The sequence below is a fragment of the Amycolatopsis orientalis DSM 43388 genome (assembly GCF_000411975.1).
GTDB classification, from domain to species: Bacteria; Actinomycetota; Actinomycetes; order Mycobacteriales; family Pseudonocardiaceae; genus Amycolatopsis; species Amycolatopsis orientalis_D.
The window spans coordinates 1-21,251 of record NZ_ASXG01000007.1 but is presented as its reverse complement, the minus strand read 5'-3'; the positions used below and the strand labels follow the sequence as shown (position 1 = coordinate 21,251).

The window sequence follows — 21,251 nt, the reverse complement described above, 5'->3', positions numbered from 1 at the left end:
ACGCGGCGATCGCGAGCCCCTCGTCCGATCGGGGAGGGCTCAGCGGCGGCTTCGGAGCGGGGCGGCCAGCGCGGCGAGCGCGACGAGTTCGGTGAGCGCCATCCCGCGTTCGACGAGGCCGAGCGGGATGAGCAGCCACCAGCGCTGGCCGGTCAACGCGGCGACGGCGACCGCGCCGAGGAGCACCGCGAACCACGCGAGCGACGCCACGGCGAGCGCGCGGGCGAGAAACCGGCGGCGCGGGGAGTCCGGGAAGGCCGCGCGCGCCGAGACGAGCACCGCGAGCGGAAGGCAGACGAAGGCGACGACGCTGGCGATCCGGTGCAGCGTGCCGCCCGTGCCGGTCGCCGCCGCGTTGGTCCAGTCGGTTTTCGGGAACGCGACGACCACCAGCAACCCGGCCGTCCAGAACGCTCCGAGCACCGCCGCGAGGACCGGCAGCCGTCCCTGCAGCCGCAGCACGGCGAGCGCGACCGCGGAACCCGCCGCGACCAGCAGCACCGCCAGGTCGAACACCCATTTGTGGTCCGACAGCCCGTATTCGCTGATAGTGCGCCGGGTCGCGCTGATCTCGTCGGTGGGCGGCACCACCTGCAACAGCAGCACCAGCACGGCGCCGAGGGCGAGCGCGGCGATCCCGGCCAGCGCGAGCAGAGCGGGACGGCGGTCCGCGTGCACGGTCGTCATGTACTCACAGTGACACGTGCCGGATATGTCCCCGGTGAGTCAGGCGGCCCGGCCGGACCCGGTGACCTGCGCGCGCACCGTGCGCAGCGCGTTGTGGTCCACAGTGGACGGTTCGGCGGACAGCCAGCCGCCGATCTCGTGCAGGAACTGCTCCGGCGTCATCGGCGGGCCGGGTTCGCCGTCCGGTTCGGCGGTGGTGACCTCGCCGTCGCGGCTGGGGTACACGATCATCGCGCCGCGCAGCGCGACGCCGGGCAGCAGTTCGCGGTAGCGCTCCAGGCTTTCTTCCAGCCGGCTGCCGCCGCCGCGGAACGGGCGGCCGTTGCGCAGCAGCCGTCCGTCCTCGGCCGTTTCGTAGTGCCCGGGCAGCCACAGCTTCGATTCGATCAGCACCAGGCGTTTCCCGCACAGCACCGCGTGGTCGACGTCGGCGAACACCGAACCGGGCCAGGCGAGCCCGTGGAAGATGCGCGCGCCGGGCAGCCGGGTCAGATACCGCTCCAGCAGGTCGGCGGTGAGCCGTTCGGCCAGCTCGTCGGCCTCGCCGCCGGGGGAGCCGAACACCGGGCTGCCGCCGAATTCCTCGGCGAACTCGTGCCGGGCGCGGCGCGCGGCCAGGAAGCCGCGGGCGAGCCGCTGCACGAGCAGCGCGGTGCCCGCGGTGAGCGCGAGCCAGACGATCAGCACCGGCGGCGTGAACTCGATCCCGGCGAGCAGCGGCAGCAGCACCAGCACCGAACCGGCGAGCGCCGCGACGACCGGCGTGTGCCCCGGCCCGCGCCGCCGTCCGTGCCGCATCCGCGGGTCGGCCGCGGCGAACGACCACCACTCCAGGCTTTCCGGATCGATGTCCGGCGGTTCCGGCCGGTAGCCGGGCTGCTCGCCGAAACGCCGCCGCGGCCGGGGTCTGGGCACCGAGGCGGCCGGGACGCCGGCGTCGTACCGCGCGCGCTGATCGGGGTCGGCGAGGGTGTCGTAGGCCTCGCGCAACAGCTGGAAGGTGCCGACCGTGCCGCCCGCGTCCGGGTGCAACGTCTTGGCCAGCCGACGGTAGGCGGCCTTGATCTCCGTGGGGGACGCGGTTTTCCCCACGCCGAGTACCGCGTAGTAGTCGGGCACAGTCGGGTTCCACCTCCGGACGGCTGCCCGGGCAACGATATGGGGTCGCCGCGCGGGGTCGCCATCCGCCTCCGCGGCGCGCCGGGGTGAATGTGTTTCCGCTAGTCGCGGGCCAGCCGCTCTCCGCGTGCTCGAGGTTCCCGGCGGACGGCGGGGGTCGCCGGATGCGGTCGGTCGGACAGACTGGTTGGCGAACGTTGCCGTGGGGTAGACGGCTGGCCCGGCAACCAGGTCAGCCGGTTCTCCGCTCGTGCTCGCGCGGCCCTTCCCGTCCCAGCGGGGCGGCGTGTCCCACCGTCCCCTTCTCCCACTCCCGCACCGGTTTCGGCAACTTTCCGGACGCAGCTCTTCCGCGCCGCGTTCCATATATGTTAAGAAGCTTTACTAACTATTGGATGGAGGCACGACGTGAGCTCACCCACCCGCCCGGGGGACTCCGCGACCCTTCCGGGGAACGGTCTCGAACGCCGGATCGGGCCGCTGCAGGCGACCGCGATCAACATGACGCAGATGTGCGGGATCGGCCCGTTCGTCACCATCCCCGCGATGGTCGCGACCATGGGCGGCCCGCAGGCGATGTTCGGCTGGATCATCGGCGCGATCATCGCGCTCGCCGACGGGCTGGTGTGGGCCGAACTGGGCGCGGCGCTGCCCGGGGCCGGCGGAACCTACATCTACCTGCGCGAAGCGTTCCAGTACCGCTCCGGGCGGCTGATGCCGTTCCTCTTCGCCTGGAGCGCGGTGCTGTTCATCCCGCTCATCATGTCCACCGGCATCATCGGGCTGGTCCAGTACCTGGGCTACCTCGTGCCGGGCGTGACCGACGCGGGCGGCGTCACCCCGCTGGGCAAGCTCATCGGCATCGGCCTCGTCGTGCTGATCGTGCTCGCGCTGTTCCGCCGGATCGGCCAGATCAGCAAGCTCACCACCGCGCTGTTCCTGATCATGCTGTTCGCGGTCTTCGCGGTGATCGTCGCGGCGTTCACGCACTTCGACGCGCACCAGGCGTTCGCCTTCACCCCGGGCGCGTTCGGCTCGGGCGGCGCGTTCTGGGCCGGCCTCGGCGCGGGCCTGGTCATCGCGGTCTACGACTACCTCGGCTACAACACGAGCGCCTATCTCGGCGGCGAGGTCCGCGATCCGGGCCGCACGCTCCCGCGCTCGATCATCTTCTCCATCCTCGGCATCATGACGCTCTATTTCCTGCTGCAGGTCGGCGTCCTCGGCTCGATTCCGCTGGAGGAACTCAAGAACGCGACGTCGGTGGCGTCGTCGGTGCTGGAGCAGGCGTGGGGTTCGGCGACCGCGAAGATCGTCACCGTCTTCATCGTGATCGCCGCGGTCGGTTCGGTGTTCGCCGGTCTGCTCGGCGGTTCGCGGGTGCCGTTCGAAGCCGCGCGCGACAAGGTGTTCCTGCCGGTGTTCGGCAAACTGCACCCGAAGCTGAACCTCCCGACCGCGGGCGTGCTGACCATGGGGATCATCACCGCGATCGGTTCGCTGTTCACCCTGACCGACGTCATCAACGCGGCGGTCACCGTGCTGGTGATCATCCAGTCGCTGGCGCAGGTCGCGGCGATCATCGTGCTGCGGCGCCGGCAACCGCATCTCAAGCGGCCGTACCGGCAGGTTTTGTATCCGGTGCCGACGATCATCGCGCTGGCCGGCTGGGTTTACGTGTACATCTCGGCCAGCTGGCTTTCGATCTGGCTCTCCATCGGCTGGATCGTCCTCGGGATCGCCGCCTTCCTGATCTATGCCTCGAAGGAGAAGGTGTGGCCGTTCGGACCCAAGGAAATCCGCGAAGCATTCGCTTCCCAGTCCGCGGGGGTGGAGTCGTGAAGAAACCGCTGATCGCCGGGATCGCCGCGCTGGTCCTCGTTCCCGGCATCGTCACGGCCACTGCGTCCGCGCAGCAACCGGAAGCGGCGGCGTCCCGTCCGCAAGGTCCGTCGACGATCGGACTCGGCGGCTGGCAGGTGCTGACGACCGCGCAGGTCAAGGACGACGGCACGGTGGTGTCGAAGCCGGGTTATCCGACGCCGGGCTGGCTGAAGGTGAAGGCGGACGACGCGGGCGCACCGGGCACCGAGATCAACGCGCTGGTGCAAAACGGCAAGTGCCCGGACGTCTTTTACTCCGACAACATGCGCAAGTGCTTCGGCTATCAGACGAAGCGCGGGCCGGTCGTCACGAAGCAGTTCAAGGACCCGTGGTGGTTCCGCACCGATTTCGACCCCGGTTTCCGGCCGGGCAAGAACGCGAAGCTGACCATCCCGGGCGTCGTCGGCGAGGGCGACGTGTGGCTCAACGGCACGCTCGTCGCGGGCAAGGACGTGGTGAGCGGCGCGTACGCGGGGCACACCTTCGACGTCACGAAACTTCTGCGGCCGGGCAAGAACACGCTCGCGGTCAAGATGTACCCGAACGACCCGAATTCGATGTACACGCTCGACCAGGCGGACTGGGCGCAGATCGTGCCGGACAACAACACCGGTCTGCAGTTCCCGCCGACGCTGCAATTGTCGGACGCGCTGAGCGGCGACAACGCGCACGTCGTGCAGGACAACGCGGCGGATCTGTCGACGTCCTCGCTGACCGCGAAGGTCGATGTCACGAATGACGCGGACACGCCGCAGACCGGCGAGGTCACCGCCACCGTCACGCCGCCGGACCGCGGCCGGCCGATCGTGGCGAAGCGGAGCGTCACGGTTCCCGCGCACGCCAAGCAAACCGTGACGTTCACGCCGGCGGAGTTCCCGCAGTTGAAGATCGTCAAGCCTCAGGTGTGGTGGCCGTACTCGATGGGTGCCCAGCCGTTGTACACCCTGGGTACGACAGTTTCGCAGGGCGGCGTGGTGTCCACCTCTTCGTCGGAGACGTTCGGGATCCGGACGGTGACGTCGAAGCTGATCGGCAAGTCCCCGGCGCTGCCGGACGGCGCGCGGAAGTTCGCGGTCAACGGCCGCGACTTCGTGTTCCGCGGCGGCGGTTTCGCGCCGGACCTGTTCCTGCGCTACGACAAGGCCGACATCGCGCACCAGCTCGCGCTGATCAAGAACCTCGGCCTGTCCGGCGTCCGCCTCGAAGGCCACGACATGCCCGCGGACTTCTACGAGCAGGCCGACCGCGCCGGACTGCTGGTGCTCGGCGGATTCCTCTGCTGCGACGCCTGGCAGCCGGAGCATCCGGAGAAACTGACCGACCGCGACTACCGGATCATGCACGATTCCGCGTACTCGATCGCGCAGCGAGAACGCACTCACCCCAGTGTGATCACGTACGGCTGGAGCGACAACGAGCCGATCCCGCGCCAGGAAACCGAGACGCTGAGCGCGTTCAAGGCAGCCGACTGGGACGTGCCGGTGATCGCGTCGGCGGAATACAAGAGCACGAAGACGCTCGGCCCGTCGGGGGAGAAGGAAGGCCCGTACGACTGGGTCCCGCCAGCGTATTGGTACGACTCGTCGACCTTCGACAAGACCGACCCGAGCCGCACGAACGCCGGCGGCGCCTGGGGTTTCGCGAGCGAGCAGAGCGCCGGGCACACCGTCCCGACGCTGGATTCACTCCGGCGGTTCCTGTCGCCCGAAGAGCAGGCGAAGCTGTGGCAGGACCCGGGGTACAACCAGTACCACGCGAATTACGAGCCTGGGCACGGCGGCTACAAGTTCGGCACGCTGTACACCCTGGACGAGTCGATCGCGCACCGGTACGGCACATGGGATTCGCTCGAGTCCTATGTGGGGTCCGCGCAGATCGCGAATTACGAGAACACCCGTTCCCAGTTCGAAGCGTTCCTCGCGCACGCCAACGACAAGAAGAATCCGTCGACTGGCGTGGTGTACTGGCAGCTGAACAAGGGCTGGCCGACGTTGCTGTGGTCGCTGTACAACAACGACGGCGACCAGCCGGGGGCGTATTTCGGTGCGCAGAAGGCGAACAAGCCGCTGCACGCGTTGTACGCCTATGACACCGGCACGGTCGCGCTGTCGAACCTGGGCGCTGCGCGGCAGAGCGGGATTTCCGTGCAGGCCAAGGTGTACGACACCGCGGGCAAGGTCCTCGACGACCAGACCGCGCCGGCGGTTTCGCTGGACAGCCAGGGCGTCGCGACCGGGTTGCTGAAGCCGAAGGTCCCGGCGGAGACGAAGGCGCCGGCGCGGGCGCAGGTGTATTTCGTGGAGCTGCAGGTGCGGCAGGCCGGGAAGGTCGTGGACCGGAACGTCTACTGGATGTCCACGCAGAAGGACGTCGTGGACTGGGCGAAGACCCTGCAGAACCCGCAGGCCACGATGAGCCAGTACAGCGATCTCACCGCCCTGCGCGAGCTGCCGAAGTCGCAGATCGGCGTGACCGCGTCGACCCGCCCGGCGCGCGGCCCGGACGGCACGGACACCGCGACGACGGTCACCGTCACCAACACTTCCAAGACTTCCGCGGTCAGCTTCTTCCTGCGCGCGGACCTGCGCCGCTCCGCCGACGGGTCGCAGCTGCCGGCCGCGACGTGGGACGACAACGACATCACGTTGTGGCCGGGCCAGTCGCAGACGCTGACCGTCCGCTACCGGGCCGCCGACCTCCGCGGCGCGGCCCCGACCGTCAGCGTCGACGGGTTCAACACCGGCCGGGTCGTGGTGCCGGCCGGTCCGCACCGGGACAGCCAGGGCGCTGTCCCGCCGGTCATCGAGGGGACCCGCGAGTGACATCGGACGATCTGATCCTGGGCATCGACTTCGGCGGCACGAAAGTGGCGCTGGGTCTGTCCGACCGGACCGGCACGCTGCTCGCCACGCGCCGCCTGGACACCGACGCCGAAGCGGGCGCCGGACAGGTGGTCGCCCGGGCGCTGGCCGCCGCCGCCGAGCTGGCCGGGGGCGCCCGGCCAGCCGCGATCGGGGTGGTGAGCCCGGGAATCGTGCTGCCGGACCGGATCCTGCTGGCCCCGAACGTGCCCGGCTGGGAAGAACTCCGCTTGGCCGACCTGGTGGCGGAGGCCTTCCCCTCGGTCCCGATCGCGGTGGGGACCGACGCGAAAGCCGCGGCACTGGCGGAATGGACCTGGGGCACCCTGGCCGGCGCCGATCCCGCGGTCTTCCTGTCCCTGGGCACCGGCATCGCCGCCGCGGTCCTGGTCGGCGGCCGCCTGCTGACCGGCGCGAACGGGGCGGCCGGGGAGATCGGGTACAACCTGCGCACCCCCCAAGACACCGACGGATTCGCCAGCGGAGCGGCGCCGCTGGAAGAAGCCGTCGGAGGCCGGTGGCTGGGCACGCGGGCATCCGCGCTGCTCGGCCGCCCGGTCACGGCGGGGGAGTTGTTCGCGCTGGCGCGGGAAAACACGGAGGCCAAGGAGCTGGTCACCTCCGCGTTGGACGAGCTTTCGATGCACGTGGCCAACCTGGCGATCGCCTTCGACCCGTCCCGGATCGCTGTCGGCGGCGGGCTGGTCCGGTCGGCGGATGTGCTGCTGCCTGCCCTGCGGGAACGCCTGGCGGCGGCGGTGCCGTTCCCGCCGGAGCTGGTGCCCGCCCGGTTCGACCAGGACGCTTCGCTGCTGGGCGCGGTGGCCTTGGCGCTGCGCGAGTGAGACTCCGTGACCGGCGGGGCTGGCCTTCGCGCTCCGCCGGTCACGGGCACCAACCGCTGATGGCTTCGGCGAGCTGGCGACGGCCCGTTCGCGCGGTCCAGTGTCTCGGTGCCGGGTCCATGGTTGGTGCTCGGGTGTGGTGCTGGATTCGTGGCAGGTGTCGCCGAGGTCGGGCGTGGCTGGCTCGTGTGTGTTGTGGGCCGGTGCACTTTGGTGCTGGGCTCATGGCCGGTACCTGGGCGTGGCGCAGGGCTCTCGGCGGGTGCCGCTGAGGATGAGTGGGCCTGTCTCGCGTGCGTGGTGGGCTGGTGTGCTTTGGTGTCGGCCCGTGGCCGGTATCCCTGCGTGGTGCTGGATTCCCGGCGGGTGCGGCAGGGGTCGAGTGGGCCTGTCTCGGGTGCGTGGTGGGCTGGTGTGCTTTGGTGCCGGGGCCGCTGGTCGGTACGCGGGCGTGCGCTGGATTCCCGGCAGGTGCGGCCAGGGACGAGCGTGGCTGCCTCGTGCGCGTCGTCGGCCAGTGTGCTTCGGTACTGGGCCCGTGGCCGGTACCCGGGCCCGGTGCCGGGCTCTCGGCAGGTGCCACCGAGGACGAGCGCGCGTGCCTCGCGCGTGTCGTCGGGCAGTGCGCTGACCAGCGTGGTCTTGCCGATTCCGGCCTCACCGGCGACCAAGGCCAGGCCGCCGCGGCTGGCCGTGGCGCGCGAGAGCGGCGCACGCAAGGCCGCGGCGGGGTGGTCCGCCCGATCAGCGCCGCAGTCATGTCCGGTTCCTCCCTTTCTTCTGTGAGTCGCTCCCGGACTCGCGTGCTTTCACCGACTGCGACCGCCTGGTCACGCAAGCCGATGCCGATGCGGGCCATTCTGTCCGGCGGGTCTGACAATTCCCGGGCTCCGGTCACCTGACCGAGTGACCGGAGTCCACTGTGGACCGGGGCTGGTCACGGCGTGACGGCCGTCTCCGCCCGGGACCGGCGGAAGGGGTGGTTGCGGTACTGTCGCGGCCATGGGGAGTCTCCGTTCGCGCATCCTCGCCTGGGCCGGCCGCCGGTACCTCGCCCGCCAGCAGAAGCGCGGTTTCGATCTCGAGAAAATGGCACTGCTGCCGGATTCGGCGCTGGAGCCGTTGCGCCGCCAGGGTCTCGACCCGGTTCCGGGCCTCGGCCGGCTGCGCTCCGAGGCGCCGATCAGCAAGCTGGACCTGCCGTTCGGGATGAACGCCTGGCTGGTGACCGGGTACGAGGAGGCCAAGGCCGTCCTCGGGAAGGGCACGGAGTTCAGCAACGACTTCACGAACCTCGTCGGCAACGCGGGCGTCACCGAGGACCAGAACCCGGGCGGCCTCGGATTCGCCGACCCGCCGGTCCACACCCGCCTGCGTAAGCTGCTGACGCCCGAGTTCACGATGCGCCGGCTTTCCCGGCTCACGCCGCGGATCGACGAGATCGTCGCGGACCAGCTGGACGCGATGGCCGCCGCGGACGGGCCGGTGGACCTGTGGGAGCAGTTCGCGCTGCCGATCCCGTCGCTGACGATCTGCGAGCTGCTCGGCGTGTCCTATGAAGACCGGGCGGACTTCCAGCGGCTGAGCACCGCGCGGTTCGACCTGTTCAGCGGCGCGGGCGCGTCCTTGGGGGCGATCTCGGAGTCGCTGGGATACCTGCTGGAGATCGTGCGCAAACAGCGCGAACAGCCCGGCGACGGCCTGCTCGGCATGCTGATCAAGGAGCACGGCGACGAGATCGACGACCGCGAACTCGCCGGTCTCGCGGACGGCCTCCTCACCGGCGGCCTGGAGACCACGGCGAGCATGCTGGCACTGGGCGCGCTGGTGGTGCTGCGCGACCCGGTCGCGTTCGAAGCGGTCCGGGGCGATGACGATTCGGTGCACCGGTTCGTCGAGGAACTGCTGCGCTACCTGACCGTGGTGCAGATGGCGTTCCCGCGGTTCGCGAAGCAGGACATGGACATCGCGGGCGTGCACATCAGCGAGGGCGACATCGTGCTGGTGTCGCTGTCGGTCGCGGACCGCGACCCGGTGCTCGGCAAGGGCGACATGGACCGCTTCGACCCGACCCGCGAGCCGTCCTCGCACCTGGCCTTCGGGTACGGGATCCACCGGTGCATCGGCGCGGAACTGGGCCGGATGGAACTGCGCGCAGCGTACCCGGCGCTGGTCCGGCGATTCCCGAACCTGCGCCTGGCGGTGGAGCCGGAGGAGCTGGCCTTCCGCAAGGTGTCGATCGTGTACGGGCTCGATTCCTTGCCGGTGCTGGTGGACTGACACCGGATCGCTGACCGCCGCGACGGCTGACGCGGTTGCCCTCGGTCGAGCCGGTGACTGGCTGGCCGGTGTACGGGGTGCGCGCGGCTCTGGCTGGGGTGGCTGAAGTGCCTGGCTAGGGGTTGGTGGTCGGTCGGTGCGCACGGCTTTCGCGGGGATGGCCGAAGCGGCTCTCGCACGCGGACCGTGCAGCACCAAGGGCTGGCGGCCGGTCGGTGCTGAGGATTCGCCGCACTGCCGTGACCGTTGGCGCGCTTGCCCACCCACTGCCGCATGCGGTGGGCGGCTCAGCCGGGCGGGTACACCGGCGACGACAGGGGTGTCACCGACGGCCCGCTCCTGCTCCACAAGGCGGCACGAGCGAACCAGCGAGCGCTGATGTCTCGCACACAGAGAGTGCGGTACTCAACGCCGCCCGGCTGAGCTGGCGGTGTTCTGCTCGAGGGAGCGCAGGGCTGAGCTTGCGGTGTTGTGCTGGCGGGAGTGGGCTGGCTGAGCTGGCGGTGCTTTGCTCGTGGGAACGGCCCGGCTGAACCGGCGGTGCTCTGCTGGCGGGAGCGGCCCCGCTGAACCGCCAGTGTTCTGCTGGCAGGAGCAGCCAGGCTGAACCGGCACTGTCCAGTTCGCGGGAGCAGCACGGCTGAACCGGAAGTGTTCTGCTTGCGGGAGAAGGTGGCGCAGCCGCGCGTCTGACTACCGGCGAGCGACCGGAGACCCGTCACCCAGCCCGCTCACGGCTCCCTCCCGATCCGCCCCGGTCAGCTCATCGCACCCCTCTCGGCCGGAACTGGATGCTGATCCGCGGCCCCACCGCCCGGGCCGTCTTCGGGATCGCGTGTTCCCACGTCCTTTGGCACGACCCGCCCATCACGATCAAGTCTCCGTGGCCCAGCGGGTACCGCAGCGATTCCCCGCCGCCTCTCGGGCGCAGTGCCAGGTGGCGGGCCGCGCCGACCGACAGGATCGCCACCATCGTGTCCTCGGTCCGGCCGCGGCCGAGGTCGTCGCCGTGCCAGGCGACGCTGTCTTGGCCGTCGCGGTAGTAGCAGAGCCCGGCCGTGCGGAACGGTTCGCCCAGTTCGGCCGCGTAGTGCTCGGACAGCGCCTCCCGGGCCTCGGCGAGGACAGGGTGCGGCAGCGGCGCGTGCTCCCGGTAGAAGCACAGCAGCCGCGGCACGGCGACCACCCGGTCGTACATCTGGCGGCGTTCCGCGTACCACGGGACCTCGGCCGCCAGGTGCTCGTACAGCTCGTCCGAGCCGTCGAGCCATCCGGGCAGCACGTCGATCCACGCGCCTTGTCCCAGTTCGGTGCGCTGGACGCCGGACAGCGGGCCCAGCGTCGCCGGCCCGCTGGCACCGAACAGCGAGCCTTGGAATGCCTGACTCATGCCCCCAGGGTACCCGACGATCGAACACCTGTTCGGATGAACTACTCGGCGGGTTTCGGATGCGCGGTGACGACGAGCCGGTGCAGGCGGGCGTCGGAGGCGGATTCGTTGTGGTAGCGGGAAACGAGGTCGGTCACGAGGGTGGTCAATTCGTCGGTGAAGGCAGACCGGTCGCGGGCGGAGGCGAAGGCGATCTCCGTGTCCAGGGTCAGCGTCGAGAGCGGTTTGCCCGCACGGGCCGCGCGGCGGGCCAGCCCGGCGACCTCGCGCAGGGTCCGGCCGGCGACCGCCAGCAGGTAGCTCACCGACAGGCGGTCCGGCTTCACCCGGGCGGACCCGGCGGCGCCGAGGGCGGCGGGGGAGACGAGGTAGGTGCTGGCGGTGGCGGCGAAAAGCCGTTCGGTGAGGCCGCCCCACTGCCGGGTCCCGGCCGGTTCGACGAGGCCGTGCGATTCGAGCGCGCGCAGGTGGTAGTTGACCTTTTGCCTGGTCAGGCCCACTTGGCTGGCCAGTGCCGCGGCGGACGCCGGTTCGGTCAGCGCGGCCAGCAGGCGAGCGCGCACCGGGTCCAGCGCGGCCGCCGCGACGGCGGGGTCCTCGATCACTTCGACGTCCTGCATCCCCTGAGCCAAGCAGTGACAAACAAAGTCGTCAAGGGAAACGCCCTTGTCCGCGACCGGCCGGGGACTTACAGTGATCAGCCAGTGGTCTGGACCTGTACCGCTACCGCCGCCCTGAGTTCGACGGAGGTTGGCACGTGCGCACGAGAACCCGGATCGGCGGAGCGCTGGCGGCGGCGATGTGCGGGATCGCGATTCTCGCCCCGGTCGCGGACGCCCAGGTCGGCGGAGGCACTTGGAAACCCTGGTCGCCGAGCTATAAAGAACAGCAGAAGGGCTGCGGCCGGATCAGCGGCCTCACCTTCACCCTGACCTGCTCCGACGGCAGCGGCGAACAGCGGGCCGAGCGCCGCTACGAGACCTACACCGGCGGCAGCCACCAGTTCGAGGGCTCCTTCAAGATCACGAGCATGGGCGGCTCGCGCATCAGCCTGAAGCAGACCTTCCGCGACGGGTCGAACGCCGGACCCTATTTCCTGCTGGCGGTGGAAAAGGGCGGCCGGCTCTACACCGTGGAGAACGGCCAGACGGTGGCGACCGGCGCGACGGTCGGGACTTCGGTGCGGGTCAACACGATCAATGAAGTGGGCAGCTCCCACAAGGTATACATCAACGGCTCGCTGAAGCAGACCGACGACAGCCCATCGGGTAGTTATTACGACAAGTTCGGGTCCTACCGGACCGCGAGCGGAGCCGGGCCGATCACCGTGCAGTGGAGCGGAATCAAGTTCTGGACCAGGTGATCGGCCGCTCGCCGCGACGGGTGCCTGCCGCCGCCCGGCATCCGTCGCGGCGAGAATTTCCGTTGCCGCGGCAGGGGAATTCGGCCACTGTTGCGGCCATGACTGTGGTCGACCACTCGAAACCGCAACCACGGAGAACACCCGGCTGGCCCGATCGCCGCACGGCAGGCTGGAATTCCTGCGCACCCGGGAACTCGTACGCCGGGTGATTCCAGCGTCGAGCCGGCGAGTGCTCGACGTCGGCGGGGCGACCGGGGTGCACGCCCGATGGCTGGCTGCGGAAGGACATTCGGTGCACGTCGTCGATCCGGTAGCCAGACACGTCGCGGAGGCAGCCGAAATCGAAGGCGTCACGGCGGAAGTCGGCGACGCGCGAGCCTTGAGCTGGCCGGACGACACCGCGGATGTCGTGCTGCTCATGGGTCCGCTCTACCACCTCACCGAACCTGGCGACCGCGCGCAAGCGCTTGCCGAAGCCCGGCGCGTGCTGAGCCCCGGCGGCGTTTTGTTCGCCGCAGCGATCAGCCGTTATCTCTCGATTCTGGAGTCCGGAACCAACGGCCGGCTCACCGAACAGCTGAGCCCGGCGGTGCGAGCCGTCATCGATACTGGCCGCTACGACGGCCACGTCGGCTTCGTTCCCGCGCACTTCCACACGGCGGACGAGCTTCGCGGCGAGCTGGAAACCGCTGGGCTGTCCGGAATTTCCGTCTACGGCGTGGAAGGTCCAGCCTGGCCCGCGCTGGACGTGGCCGGAATCGAGGACTTCGACGCACGCGTGGACGCCGCCCTCCGCTGCGCCCGCCTGGTCGAGTGCGACCCGCTGCTGGTGAACGCCAGCGCGCATTTCCTGGCCGTAGCCGTCACCTAGCCCACTCTTCGGGCGATTCCCATGCCGCGAGCGTCCGGCGGCTGGTGAACCGGCGGCGCTCTCCCGTCAGCGGGTCGTCGAATTCCAGCACTTTCGCCAGCAGCTGCAACGGTTTCGTGAAGTCGTCGAGCGGTTTCTCGTGCAGCTCGGGATAGAAATCGTCGCCGAGGATCGGGAGCCCCAACGAAGACATGTGGACCCGCAGCTGGTGGGTGCGTCCGGTGGCGGGCGTGAGCCGATAGCGGCCCAGCCCGGCCCGGTGTTCCAGAAGCTCCACTGTGGACTCGGCATTCGGCGGTCCGGGAATCTCCTGCGCGGCCAGCACACCGCGTTCCTTCACGATCCTGCTGCGCACCACGCGGGGCAGCTCCATCGCCGGATCGTAGGGCGCGATCGCCTCGTATTCCTTGTGCACCAGCCGATCGCGGAACATCGTCTGGTACGTCCCGCGTGCGGACGGCGTGATCACGAACATCACCAGCCCCGCCGTCACGCGGTCGAGCCGGTGGGCGGGGGACAGGGCGGGCAGGTCCAGCGAACGGCGAAGCCGCACGAGAGCGGTTTCCAGGACGTGCCGTCCGCGCGGGATGGTCGCCAGGAAGTGCGGTTTGTCGACCACCAGCAGGTGCTCGTCGCGGTGCAGGACGGCGACGTCGAACGGCACCGGGACCTCGTCCGGCAGATCGCGGTGGAACCAGATGAACGAACCGGGGACGTACGCCGCGTCGATCCCCAGCGGGCCGTTCTCGCCGTGGATCCGCTGCTCGTGCAGCATTTCCTCGATCCGCGCGGGAGCGACCCGGGGCAGGCGTTCGACCAGGTGCTCCAGCAGGGTCGTCCACGGACCCTCTTCCGGCAGCCGCAGCCGTGCGGGGTCCAGGCCGTGCCGGGGCGGGATCGGGGCCGGGCGCTTGCGTCTCATCGGCTCCCGAGTCTAGTCGGCGGGGTCCTGCCGGTAGGCCGCGATGTAGCGGGCGGTCGCCTCGGCGTTGGCCTCGGCGGCCTTCTCCCGCCGGATCCGCTTGCCGGTGCCGGGCGGGAACCCGTTGCGGGACAACCGGTGGTCGATGCTTTCTTCCATGTACGCGCACGAGTAGAAGTACGACACCAGCGCGGCCATCAGCACGATCGCCAGCCGCAGCCCGAGCGGGGCCGGCAGCAGCAGCCAGACCAGGCACAGCGGCGCGATGCCGACCGTCGCGCGCAGGACGTGCCGGGCCTTCCAGTGCTTGGACGTCGCGTCGTGCAGCAGCCAGTCGCGGTAGCGCTCGGGGAGTCGTCCGCTCACGGCATACCAGAACCAGCGGAGAACGCCGGGCCGGTCGGTCATCGTGCCTCCTCGGGGTCAGCCGCCACAGTACCCTAATGATTAGTACACTAACTATTAGTGTGGTGCAGCCCGCGCTAGAGTGGGTCCGAGCACGAGGAGGACGAGTGGCCGAGATCGACCTTGGCGAGGACCCGCTGAAGCTCGACCGGCAGGTGTGCTTCGCGCTGTCGGTCGCTTCGCGCAGCGTGATCGCGATTTACCGGCCGCTGCTGGAGCCGTACGGGCTGACCCACCCGCAGTACCTGGTGATGCTGGCGCTGTGGGAGCAGTCGCCGCGGTCGGTCAAGGACCTCAGCACGGCGTTGCGGCACGAGCCCGCGACGCTGTCGCCGCTGCTCAAACGGCTCGAGGCGATCGGGTACGTGACCCGCGGCCGCAGCCGGGCCGACGAACGCCAGCTCACCGTCGAGCTCACCGAGAAGGGGCGGGAGCTGCGCGCGGAGGCGGAGAAAATCCCGTATCGCGTCGTGGAGCGGCTCGGCATGGAGGTGTCCGAACTGGAGGCACTGCACGCCGCGCTGGGCCGGGTGATCGAAGCGACCGCCTAGCGGGAAGAACTCGCGCCGGGATCCGGTTCTGCCGAGGAGAACGTGTCGAGCAGAGCGGAGCGGGCGTGGACAAGATCCGGGTGGGGGTGGCGCCGGGACTCGGGACCGGGCCGGCGGAATTCACCGGTTTGGCCGAGCTGACGGAGGCGGCGGGCGTCGATTCGCTGTGGCTGTCGGAAGTCGTCTATTCGCCGGACGTCGATCCGCTGATCGGCATGACGCACGCGCTGGCGCGCACCGAGCGGCTCAAGGTGGGCACGGGCGTGGCGATCCTTCCCGGACGCAATCCGGTGCTGGTGGCGAAACAGCTGGTCACGCTGGCCGGGCTGGCTCCGAAACGAGTGCTTCCGGTGTTCGGCTTGCTGCCCGCACAGCCCGCGGAACGCGCCTTGTTCCCGGTGCCGGAAGGCCGGCGCGCGGCGGTGTTCGACGAATCGCTCGCGTTGCTGCGGCTGCTGCTCGAACAGGACAACGTGTCGTTCGACGGCGAGTTCTTCCAGGTTGACGGCGTGACGATCGGGCCGCGTCCGGCGAAGCGGCTCGACGTCTGGCTCGGCGGGTCGGCTCCGGCGGCGTTGCGTCGCGCGGGCCGGTTGTCCGACGGATGGCTCGGCAGCTTCCACACGCCGGAGCAGTCCCGGGCGGCGCGGCTGGCGATCCAGGCAGCGGCTGCGGAGGCCGGTCGGGAGATCGAGTCGGACCACTTCGGGCTGAGCATGGTCCTGGCGCTGCACGGAATCCCGGAGAGGCTGCGCGCGGTGGCGGAGCAGCGCAATCCGGGCCGTCCGGCCGCCGACCTGGTGCCCACCAGCTGGGCCGGGGCGCGCCGGATGATCGAGCAGCACATCGAGGCCGGACTCACGAAATTCGTGGTCCGGCCTGGATACTCCGGCGACTACCGGCAGTTCCTCGACGATTTCGTGCGCGAACTCGGGCCGCTGCAGAACTAGAACGTCAGCTGCTCGGTTTTGCGCGGCATGAGCAGCAGCGCGACGACACTCACCACCGAGACGGCGACGATCGCGAGGAACACGTTGTGCGTGGCCCCGGCGAGCGATTCGCGCACGTACGCCGTCGCCGGTGAGTTGTCGTGCGCGCCGCTGAGGATGCGGCTGGTCGCGTCGACGCTCTCCGGGAGATGTCCGGCGACAGCCGCGGGCGGGTTCGCGAACCGGCCCGCGAGGGTCGCGTTGGCGATCGCGCCGAAGATCGCCGTGCCGACCGCGCTGCCCAGCGAGCGGCTGAACATGTTGGTCGCGGTCACCACGCCGCGGCGCTCCCAGCCGACCGTGGACTGCACGGCCACCACGGTCGGGCTCGACGAAAGACCGAGTCCCACCCCGACCACGAACACCGCCGCCGCGGCCGTCCAGACCACCGAGTCCAGTCCGAGGAACGCCGCCAGGACCGTCCCGACGAGCAGGAATCCGCTGCCGATCAGCGCGGTGTCGCGGAATCCGATCCGCAGGTAGATCCTTCCGGACAGCGAAGCCGCGATCGGCCAGCCGATCGTCAGGGCGGCCAGCGCGAAACCCGCGGTGAGCGCGTCCGTGCCGAGCACGCCTTCGGCGTAAGTGGGCAGGAACGAGCTGAAGCCCAGCAGCACCGCGCCGGTGACCAGCGCGACCAGGTTCCCGCCGATCAGCGTGCGGCGGGTGAACACCCACAGCGGCAGCACGGGTTCCTCCGCACGCCGCTCGACCAGCACGAACGCGACCAGCAGCACGACGGCGACGGCGAAGATCGCCAGGCTCGGCCCGGACGTCCAGCTCCACGCGACCCCGCCTTCCAGCAGGGCCAGGATCAGCAGCGCGCAGCCGACCGTCAGCAGGGTCGCGCCGAGGTAGTCGACCTTGTGCCGCGTGCGTTTCACCTGCTCGGTGAACTTGCGGTAGAGCATCCACGCGGCGAGCGCGCCGAGCGGCAGGTTCACGAAGAAAATCCACCGCCAGCTGAGGTACTCCGCGAACACGCCGCCGAGCGTCGGCCCGATCACCGAGGCGACCGCCCACACGCCGGCGAGGTAGCCCTGGACCCGGGCGCGTTCCTCGACCGTGTACAGATCGCCGACCATCGTCATGCTGATCGGCTGGACCGCGCCCGCGCCGATGCCCTGGACCGCGCGCGCCGCGATCAGCACCGGCATGCTCCACGCGACCCCGCACAGCACCGAGCCGAGGAGGAACGCGGCGATGCCGAAGAACATCACCGGGCGGCGGCCGAGGACGTCGGCGAACTTGCCGTACAGCGGCACGGTGACGGCCTGGGTGAGCAGGTAGATCGAGAACAGCCACGGGAACTGGGAAAACCCGCCGAGGTCGCGGACCACCGAGGGGACCGCGGTGGCGATGATGGTGCTGTCGAGGGCCACGAGGCCGGTGCTCAGCATGACAGCGGCGAGGACGGGACCCCGCTCGGACCGAAGGCCCACGGCGGCGCGTTTCGCCGCGGGCGGACTGCTCGTGCTACCCATGCCGGGAATAAACTCCTTGGCCCTCGCAAGCATTCCCCAGCCGATCGATCGGTGCCCGGGCGTGCGCCTGCCGTCATCATGGAGCGATGGACAGATGGGTGCGGCCGATCGAGCGGGGCTGGGTCGTTCAGGGCGCGGTGCCGGGACCGGACGTCGACGAGTTCGCCGAGCCCGAGGCGGTGAAGCGGGCGCTCGCGGCGGCCGAGGGGGACACGCTGCTGGCCGCGCAGCATCCGGCTCGGACGCCCGCCGCGCTGGCGGCCGGGCTGGACGTCGAGGCCGCGCTGCCGGAGGCCCGGGCCACGCTCGAACGGCTGCTGAGCAGGCATTACCGGCCGGAGACCGGCTTCGTCGCGGCTTACCGGATCGGCGAGACGATCGCGGGCGTGCTGTGCCTGGTCGACGTCCGGGAGCTGACGTCGGGCGGGGCGCACGTGAAGCACACCGAAGAGGTCTATCCGGAGGTGGTCGCGGAACGCGCGGCCGTGCTGGACGGTCTCGGCTGCGCGACGAGCGCCGCGCTGCTGGTGCCGGTCGGCGACGCCGCGGAGCTGACCGCCGCGGTCAAGGAGGCGACGGGTTCCGCCGATCCTGATGTGTCCACTGTGGACCGCACCGGGCTGCCGCACGAGCTGTGGGTGGTGCGGCCGGGGGAGATGCGGGAACGGCTGCTGGAGGCCGCGTCGGCGAGCGATCTGCTGGTGGCGGACGGAAACCACCGGGTCGCGGCCGCGGCCGGGAGCGGGCAGCTGCTGGCGTTGATCACGGCGGGTTCGCAGCTGGAGATCCGGGCGATCAACCGGGTGCTCCTCGGGGCCGGACATTCGGCGGAGAGCCTGTTCGCGGCTTGGCAAGCGGCCGGACTCGACGTGGCCTGGTCGGACGACGCGACGCCGCCTGCCTGCCCTCGCACGGCCGTGGTGCTGGCCGGTTCGCGCGTGCTGCGGGTGCGGCTTCCCGGCTCGGATCCGCTGATCATCGACCACGAGGTCGTGGAGCAGACGCTTCTCGGCTCGGCACTGGGCCTCGACCCGGACGGCCCGCACGTGCGTCCGCTGCTGCCGGGCAGCCCGGTCCCGCCGGACGCGGACGCGGTGGTGCAGCTGGCTCCGGTGCCGTTCGAGACGGTGCGGGCCGTGCACGCGGCGGGGCGGAGGATGCCCCGGAAGGCCACGTACTTCACGCCCAAGCCGCGGGGCGGGCTGGTGCTGGCGCGCTGGTAAAAAGGTGCAGGTCAGCGTCTGTTCCGCTTAGGATCGCGCAGGTGGAGCTACCGCTGATGCCGCCGGTGCGGCCGATGCTCGCCAAAGCTGTGCACGAGGTGCCGCGCGACGGCGGGTTCTGGTACGAGCCGAAGTGGGACGGCTTCCGGTGCGTCGTGTTCCGCGACGGCGACGAGGTCGAGCTCGGCTCGCGCAACGACCGGCCGCTCACCCGGTACTTCCCGGAGCTGGTCGACCTGCTGCGGGAGGCGTTGCCGGACAAATGCGTGGTCGACGGCGAGATCGTGCTGGTCACGCCGCGCGGGCTGGACTTCGGCGCACTGCAGCTGCGGCTGCACCCGGCGGCCAGCCGGGTCCGGAAGCTCGCGGCGGAGACCCCGGCCAGTTTTGTCGCGTTCGACCTGCTCGCGCTGGGGGAGCGGGACCTGACCGCGGAGCCGTTCGCCGAGCGGCGGCGCGCGTTGGAGGGGATTTTCGCCCCCTCGTCCGGCTTGCAGCGGGTGCACCTGACCCCGCTCACGACGGATCCGGACACCGCGCAGGACTGGTTCACCCGGTTCGAGGGCGCGGGTTTCGACGGGGTCATGGCGAAACCCGCCGATCTGCCGTATGAGCAGGACAAACGCGTGATGCTGAAGGTGAAGCACGAGCGCACCGCGGACTGTGTGGTCGCCGGGTTCCGGTGGCACAAGGACGGCAAGGGCGTCGGATCGCTGCTGCTCGGGCTGTACGACGACGAGGGTTCGCTGCACCACGTCGGAGTCGCGAGCAGCTTCACCGCGGCGCGACGGCGGGAGCTGGTCGAGGAGCTGGCCCCGTTGCGGGAGAACGCACTCGACGGGCACCCGTGGCGCACCTGGGCGGAATGGCAGGCCGACGAGGTGCGCCGTCCGGGAGCCAACAGCCGGTGGGCGCCGGACAAGGACCTGTCGTGGGAACCGCTGCGCCCCGAACAGGTCGCCGAAGTGCGCTACGAACACCTGCAAGGCGGCCGTTTCCGGCATGGCGGACGGTTGGTGCGCTTCCGCCCGGACCGGACCCCGGAATCGTGCACCTACGCACAATTGGAAGAGGCCCCGCCGGCTGAGCTGGCGGATCTGTTCGGGGAGGCCCGATGAGCGGCGTGACACTGGATGTCGACGGCGTGGAACTGACGATCTCCAGTCCCGACAAGGTCTATTTCCCGAAGCGGGGCGAAACCAAACTCGACCTGGTCCGCTATTACCAGGCGGTCGCCGGGCCGCTATTGGCTCGGCTGGGCGGGCGGCCGTTGCTGCTGGAACGCTATCCGGACGGCGCGGGCGGAAAATCGTGGTTCCAGAAACGCACGCCGAAAAACGCGCCTGACTGGTTGACCACCGCCGTCGTCTCCACCCCGAACGGCACCACCAGCGACGCACTCGTGGCCGCGGACCTGGCGCACATCCTGTGGGCGGTCAACCAAGGCTGCCTGGGCTTCCACGTCTGGCCGAACCGGGCGACCGCACTGCAGATCGCGGACGAACTCCGCATCGACCTGGACCCGTCGCCCGGCATCGGCTTCCCGCAACTGCGCGAGGCGGCGGTGCTGGTCCGAGAATTCCTCGCCGAGCTAGGGATAGAGGTCTATGTAAAGACCTCGGGCTCACGAGGATTGCACCTGTACTCGATCCTGGAACCGCACTGGGACGGCTACGAAGTGCGAGCCGCCGCAGTGGCCTTGGCGCGCGCTTTGGAACGGCGGCACCCAGACTTGATCACCGCCCAATGGTGGAAAGAAGAACGCGGCTCAAGGGTTTTCGTGGACTTCAACCAGAACGCACCACACAAAACGGTCTTCGGCGCTTGGTGCGTACGACCAAGAGCGGGCGGACAGGTTTCGACGCCGATTTCCTGGGACGAACTGGCCACAGTAGAACCGGACGCTCTGACCTTGTCGACGGTCCCCGCCCTGGTCGCGGAGCGAGGAGACCCATGGGCCGGGGCGAACGACCGCCCGCAGTCGATTGAGCCCCTGCTGGAGATGTCCCGCCAAGACCTGGCCGGCGGGCTGATGGACGCGCCCTGGCCCCCGGTATACCCGAAGATGCCCAACGAACCGCCGAGAGTCGCGCCGAGCCGCGCGAAAAAGGTCGCCGCCGAGGAGCAACCGCAGAGTCCGTGAGGGCCTCCTTCACATACTCAGATTACCTCCGGGCCCCCTCACGACCAGCGCCGGTCCGTGAGGGGCCCCTTCACGGACTTAGATTCCCTCAAGGAGCCCTTCACGCCCCGCCGATCGGCCCACTAGTGCGCTGGCCCCGGCCCCCGCGATCCGCAACCGCTGCACCCACCGATCGAGGCACCCAGCCCTGGCCCTGCACCCCGATACGAAGCCTCTCTGCGGTCTGAGGGTGGT

18 protein-coding genes and 1 pseudogene are annotated in these 21,251 nt (G+C 70.1%); 11 read left to right on the top strand and 8 right to left on the bottom strand.

Going from position 1 to position 21,251, the window contains the following annotated elements; genetic code table 11:
* Positions 1–39 precede the first annotated feature (39 nt).
* Both L942_RS00685 and L942_RS00680 read right to left on the bottom strand, forming a co-directional pair.
* A complete protein-coding gene (locus tag L942_RS00685; protein ID WP_037353453.1) occupies positions 40–687 on the bottom strand; it encodes a DUF998 domain-containing protein in 648 nt (215 codons plus the stop codon).
* A 39-nt stretch (positions 688–726) separates the two neighbouring features.
* On the bottom strand, positions 727–1,806 hold the full coding sequence (locus L942_RS00680; protein WP_037353450.1) for a J domain-containing protein: 1,080 nt from the start codon (positions 1,804–1,806) through the stop codon (positions 727–729).
* A 408-nt stretch (positions 1,807–2,214) separates the two neighbouring features.
* Here L942_RS00680 and L942_RS00675 point away from each other — a divergent pair, with 408 nt between their 5' ends.
* From L942_RS00675 to L942_RS00665, 3 genes are read left to right on the top strand one after another with little or no spacing between them, the layout of a single operon-like run.
* Positions 2,215–3,648, top strand: coding sequence for an APC family permease (locus L942_RS00675; protein ID WP_037353448.1), 1,434 nt, complete (start codon positions 2,215–2,217; stop codon positions 3,646–3,648).
* On the top strand, positions 3,645–6,512 hold the full coding sequence (locus tag L942_RS00670; protein ID WP_037353445.1) for a glycoside hydrolase family 2 protein: 2,868 nt from the start codon (positions 3,645–3,647) through the stop codon (positions 6,510–6,512). Before L942_RS00675 ends, L942_RS00670 begins: the two co-directional genes overlap by 4 nt.
* The gene (locus L942_RS00665; protein WP_037353443.1) at positions 6,509–7,396 is read left to right on the top strand and encodes an ROK family protein; all 888 of its coding nucleotides are present in this window, start codon (positions 6,509–6,511) and stop codon (positions 7,394–7,396) included. Before L942_RS00670 ends, L942_RS00665 begins: the two co-directional genes overlap by 4 nt.
* A gap of 524 nt (positions 7,397–7,920) precedes the next feature.
* Here L942_RS00665 and L942_RS46100 read toward each other — a convergent pair.
* A pseudogene (locus tag L942_RS46100) lies at positions 7,921–8,115 on the bottom strand (ATP-binding protein); the annotation flags it as partial.
* Positions 8,116–8,398: 283 nt separating this feature from the next.
* Between L942_RS46100 and L942_RS00660 the strand changes: the two are divergent.
* Complete coding sequence (locus L942_RS00660; RefSeq protein ID WP_037353441.1) at positions 8,399–9,676, top strand: cytochrome P450; 1,278 nt, start codon at positions 8,399–8,401, stop codon at positions 9,674–9,676.
* 763 nt (positions 9,677–10,439) lie between these two features.
* Here L942_RS00660 and L942_RS00655 read toward each other — a convergent pair.
* Together L942_RS00655 and L942_RS00650 are read right to left on the bottom strand one after the other, a co-directional pair.
* Positions 10,440–11,066: an alpha-ketoglutarate-dependent dioxygenase AlkB gene (locus L942_RS00655; RefSeq protein WP_037353440.1), complete on the bottom strand. Its 627-nt coding sequence runs from the start codon at positions 11,064–11,066 to the stop codon at positions 10,440–10,442.
* Between the two features lie 41 nt (positions 11,067–11,107).
* Entirely contained in the window at positions 11,108–11,686 is a 579-nt protein-coding gene (locus L942_RS00650; RefSeq protein WP_037353437.1) for an ArsR/SmtB family transcription factor, read from the bottom strand.
* A gap of 179 nt (positions 11,687–11,865) precedes the next feature.
* Between L942_RS00650 and L942_RS00645 the strand changes: the two genes are divergently transcribed.
* Both L942_RS00645 and L942_RS00640 read left to right on the top strand, forming a co-directional pair.
* Entirely contained in the window at positions 11,866–12,429 is a 564-nt protein-coding gene (locus L942_RS00645; RefSeq protein WP_051165640.1) for a hypothetical protein, read from the top strand.
* Positions 12,430–12,574: 145 nt separating this feature from the next.
* Positions 12,575–13,300, top strand: coding sequence for a class I SAM-dependent methyltransferase (locus L942_RS00640; RefSeq protein ID WP_051165639.1), 726 nt, complete (start codon positions 12,575–12,577; stop codon positions 13,298–13,300).
* On the opposite strand, the gene L942_RS00635 is transcribed toward L942_RS00640, so the two are convergent.
* Together L942_RS00635 and L942_RS00630 are read right to left on the bottom strand one after the other, a co-directional pair.
* A complete protein-coding gene (locus L942_RS00635; RefSeq protein WP_037353433.1) occupies positions 13,293–14,222 on the bottom strand; it encodes an RluA family pseudouridine synthase in 930 nt (309 codons plus the stop codon). The genes L942_RS00640 and L942_RS00635 overlap by 8 nt on opposite strands.
* A gap of 12 nt (positions 14,223–14,234) precedes the next feature.
* On the bottom strand, positions 14,235–14,630 hold the full coding sequence (locus L942_RS00630; RefSeq protein WP_037353431.1) for a DUF5313 domain-containing protein: 396 nt from the start codon (positions 14,628–14,630) through the stop codon (positions 14,235–14,237).
* Positions 14,631–14,734: 104 nt separating this feature from the next.
* Between L942_RS00630 and L942_RS00625 the strand changes: the two genes are divergently transcribed.
* A complete protein-coding gene (locus L942_RS00625) occupies positions 14,735–15,178 on the top strand; it encodes a MarR family winged helix-turn-helix transcriptional regulator (protein WP_037353428.1) in 444 nt (147 codons plus the stop codon).
* 65 nt (positions 15,179–15,243) lie between these two features.
* Positions 15,244–16,128 carry a TIGR03854 family LLM class F420-dependent oxidoreductase gene (locus L942_RS00620; RefSeq protein WP_037353425.1) on the top strand — a complete coding sequence of 295 codons (885 nt, stop codon included), beginning with the start codon at positions 15,244–15,246 and terminating at the stop codon, positions 16,126–16,128.
* Here the strand turns inward: L942_RS00620 and L942_RS00615 are convergent.
* The gene (locus L942_RS00615; RefSeq protein ID WP_037353422.1) at positions 16,125–17,651 is read right to left on the bottom strand and encodes an MDR family MFS transporter; all 1,527 of its coding nucleotides are present in this window, start codon (positions 17,649–17,651) and stop codon (positions 16,125–16,127) included. The genes L942_RS00620 and L942_RS00615 overlap by 4 nt on opposite strands.
* Positions 17,652–17,737: 86 nt before the next feature.
* Here L942_RS00615 and L942_RS00610 point away from each other — a divergent pair, with 86 nt between their 5' ends.
* Genes L942_RS00610 through ligD form a run of 3 tightly spaced genes read left to right on the top strand, consistent with a single transcriptional unit; the run spans position 17,738 to position 21,017 of the window.
* On the top strand, positions 17,738–18,874 hold the full coding sequence (locus L942_RS00610) for a DUF1015 family protein (RefSeq protein ID WP_037353419.1): 1,137 nt from the start codon (positions 17,738–17,740) through the stop codon (positions 18,872–18,874).
* Positions 18,875–18,915: 41 nt separating this feature from the next.
* Complete coding sequence (locus L942_RS00605) at positions 18,916–19,992, top strand: ATP-dependent DNA ligase (RefSeq protein WP_200862664.1); 1,077 nt, start codon at positions 18,916–18,918, stop codon at positions 19,990–19,992.
* Complete coding sequence (gene ligD, locus L942_RS00600; protein ID WP_037353413.1) at positions 19,989–21,017, top strand: non-homologous end-joining DNA ligase; 1,029 nt, start codon at positions 19,989–19,991, stop codon at positions 21,015–21,017. The genes L942_RS00605 and ligD overlap by 4 nt, the downstream gene beginning before the upstream one ends.
* Positions 21,018–21,251 lie beyond the last annotated feature (234 nt).

Bases quoted from the DNA above. Each gene is read 5' to 3' on its own strand.
- L942_RS00685 (WP_037353453.1), bottom strand. From the start codon at position 687: ATGACGACCGTGCACGCGGACCGCCGTCCCGCTCTGCTCGCGCTGGCC.
- L942_RS00660 (WP_037353441.1), top strand. From the start codon at position 8,399: ATGGGGAGTCTCCGTTCGCGCATCCTCGCCTGGGCCGGCCGCCGGTAC.
- L942_RS00655 (WP_037353440.1), bottom strand. From the start codon at position 11,066: ATGAGTCAGGCATTCCAAGGCTCGCTGTTCGGTGCCAGCGGGCCGGCG.
- L942_RS00650 (WP_037353437.1), bottom strand. From the start codon at position 11,686: ATGCAGGACGTCGAAGTGATCGAGGACCCCGCCGTCGCGGCGGCCGCG.
- L942_RS00645 (WP_051165640.1), top strand. From the start codon at position 11,866: ATGTGCGGGATCGCGATTCTCGCCCCGGTCGCGGACGCCCAGGTCGGC.
- L942_RS00635 (WP_037353433.1), bottom strand. From the start codon at position 14,222: ATGAGACGCAAGCGCCCGGCCCCGATCCCGCCCCGGCACGGCCTGGAC.
- L942_RS00630 (WP_037353431.1), bottom strand. From the start codon at position 14,630: ATGACCGACCGGCCCGGCGTTCTCCGCTGGTTCTGGTATGCCGTGAGC.
- L942_RS00615 (WP_037353422.1), bottom strand. From the start codon at position 17,651: ATGGGTAGCACGAGCAGTCCGCCCGCGGCGAAACGCGCCGCCGTGGGC.
- L942_RS00610 (WP_037353419.1), top strand. From the start codon at position 17,738: ATGGACAGATGGGTGCGGCCGATCGAGCGGGGCTGGGTCGTTCAGGGC.
- ligD (WP_037353413.1), top strand. From the start codon at position 19,989: ATGAGCGGCGTGACACTGGATGTCGACGGCGTGGAACTGACGATCTCC.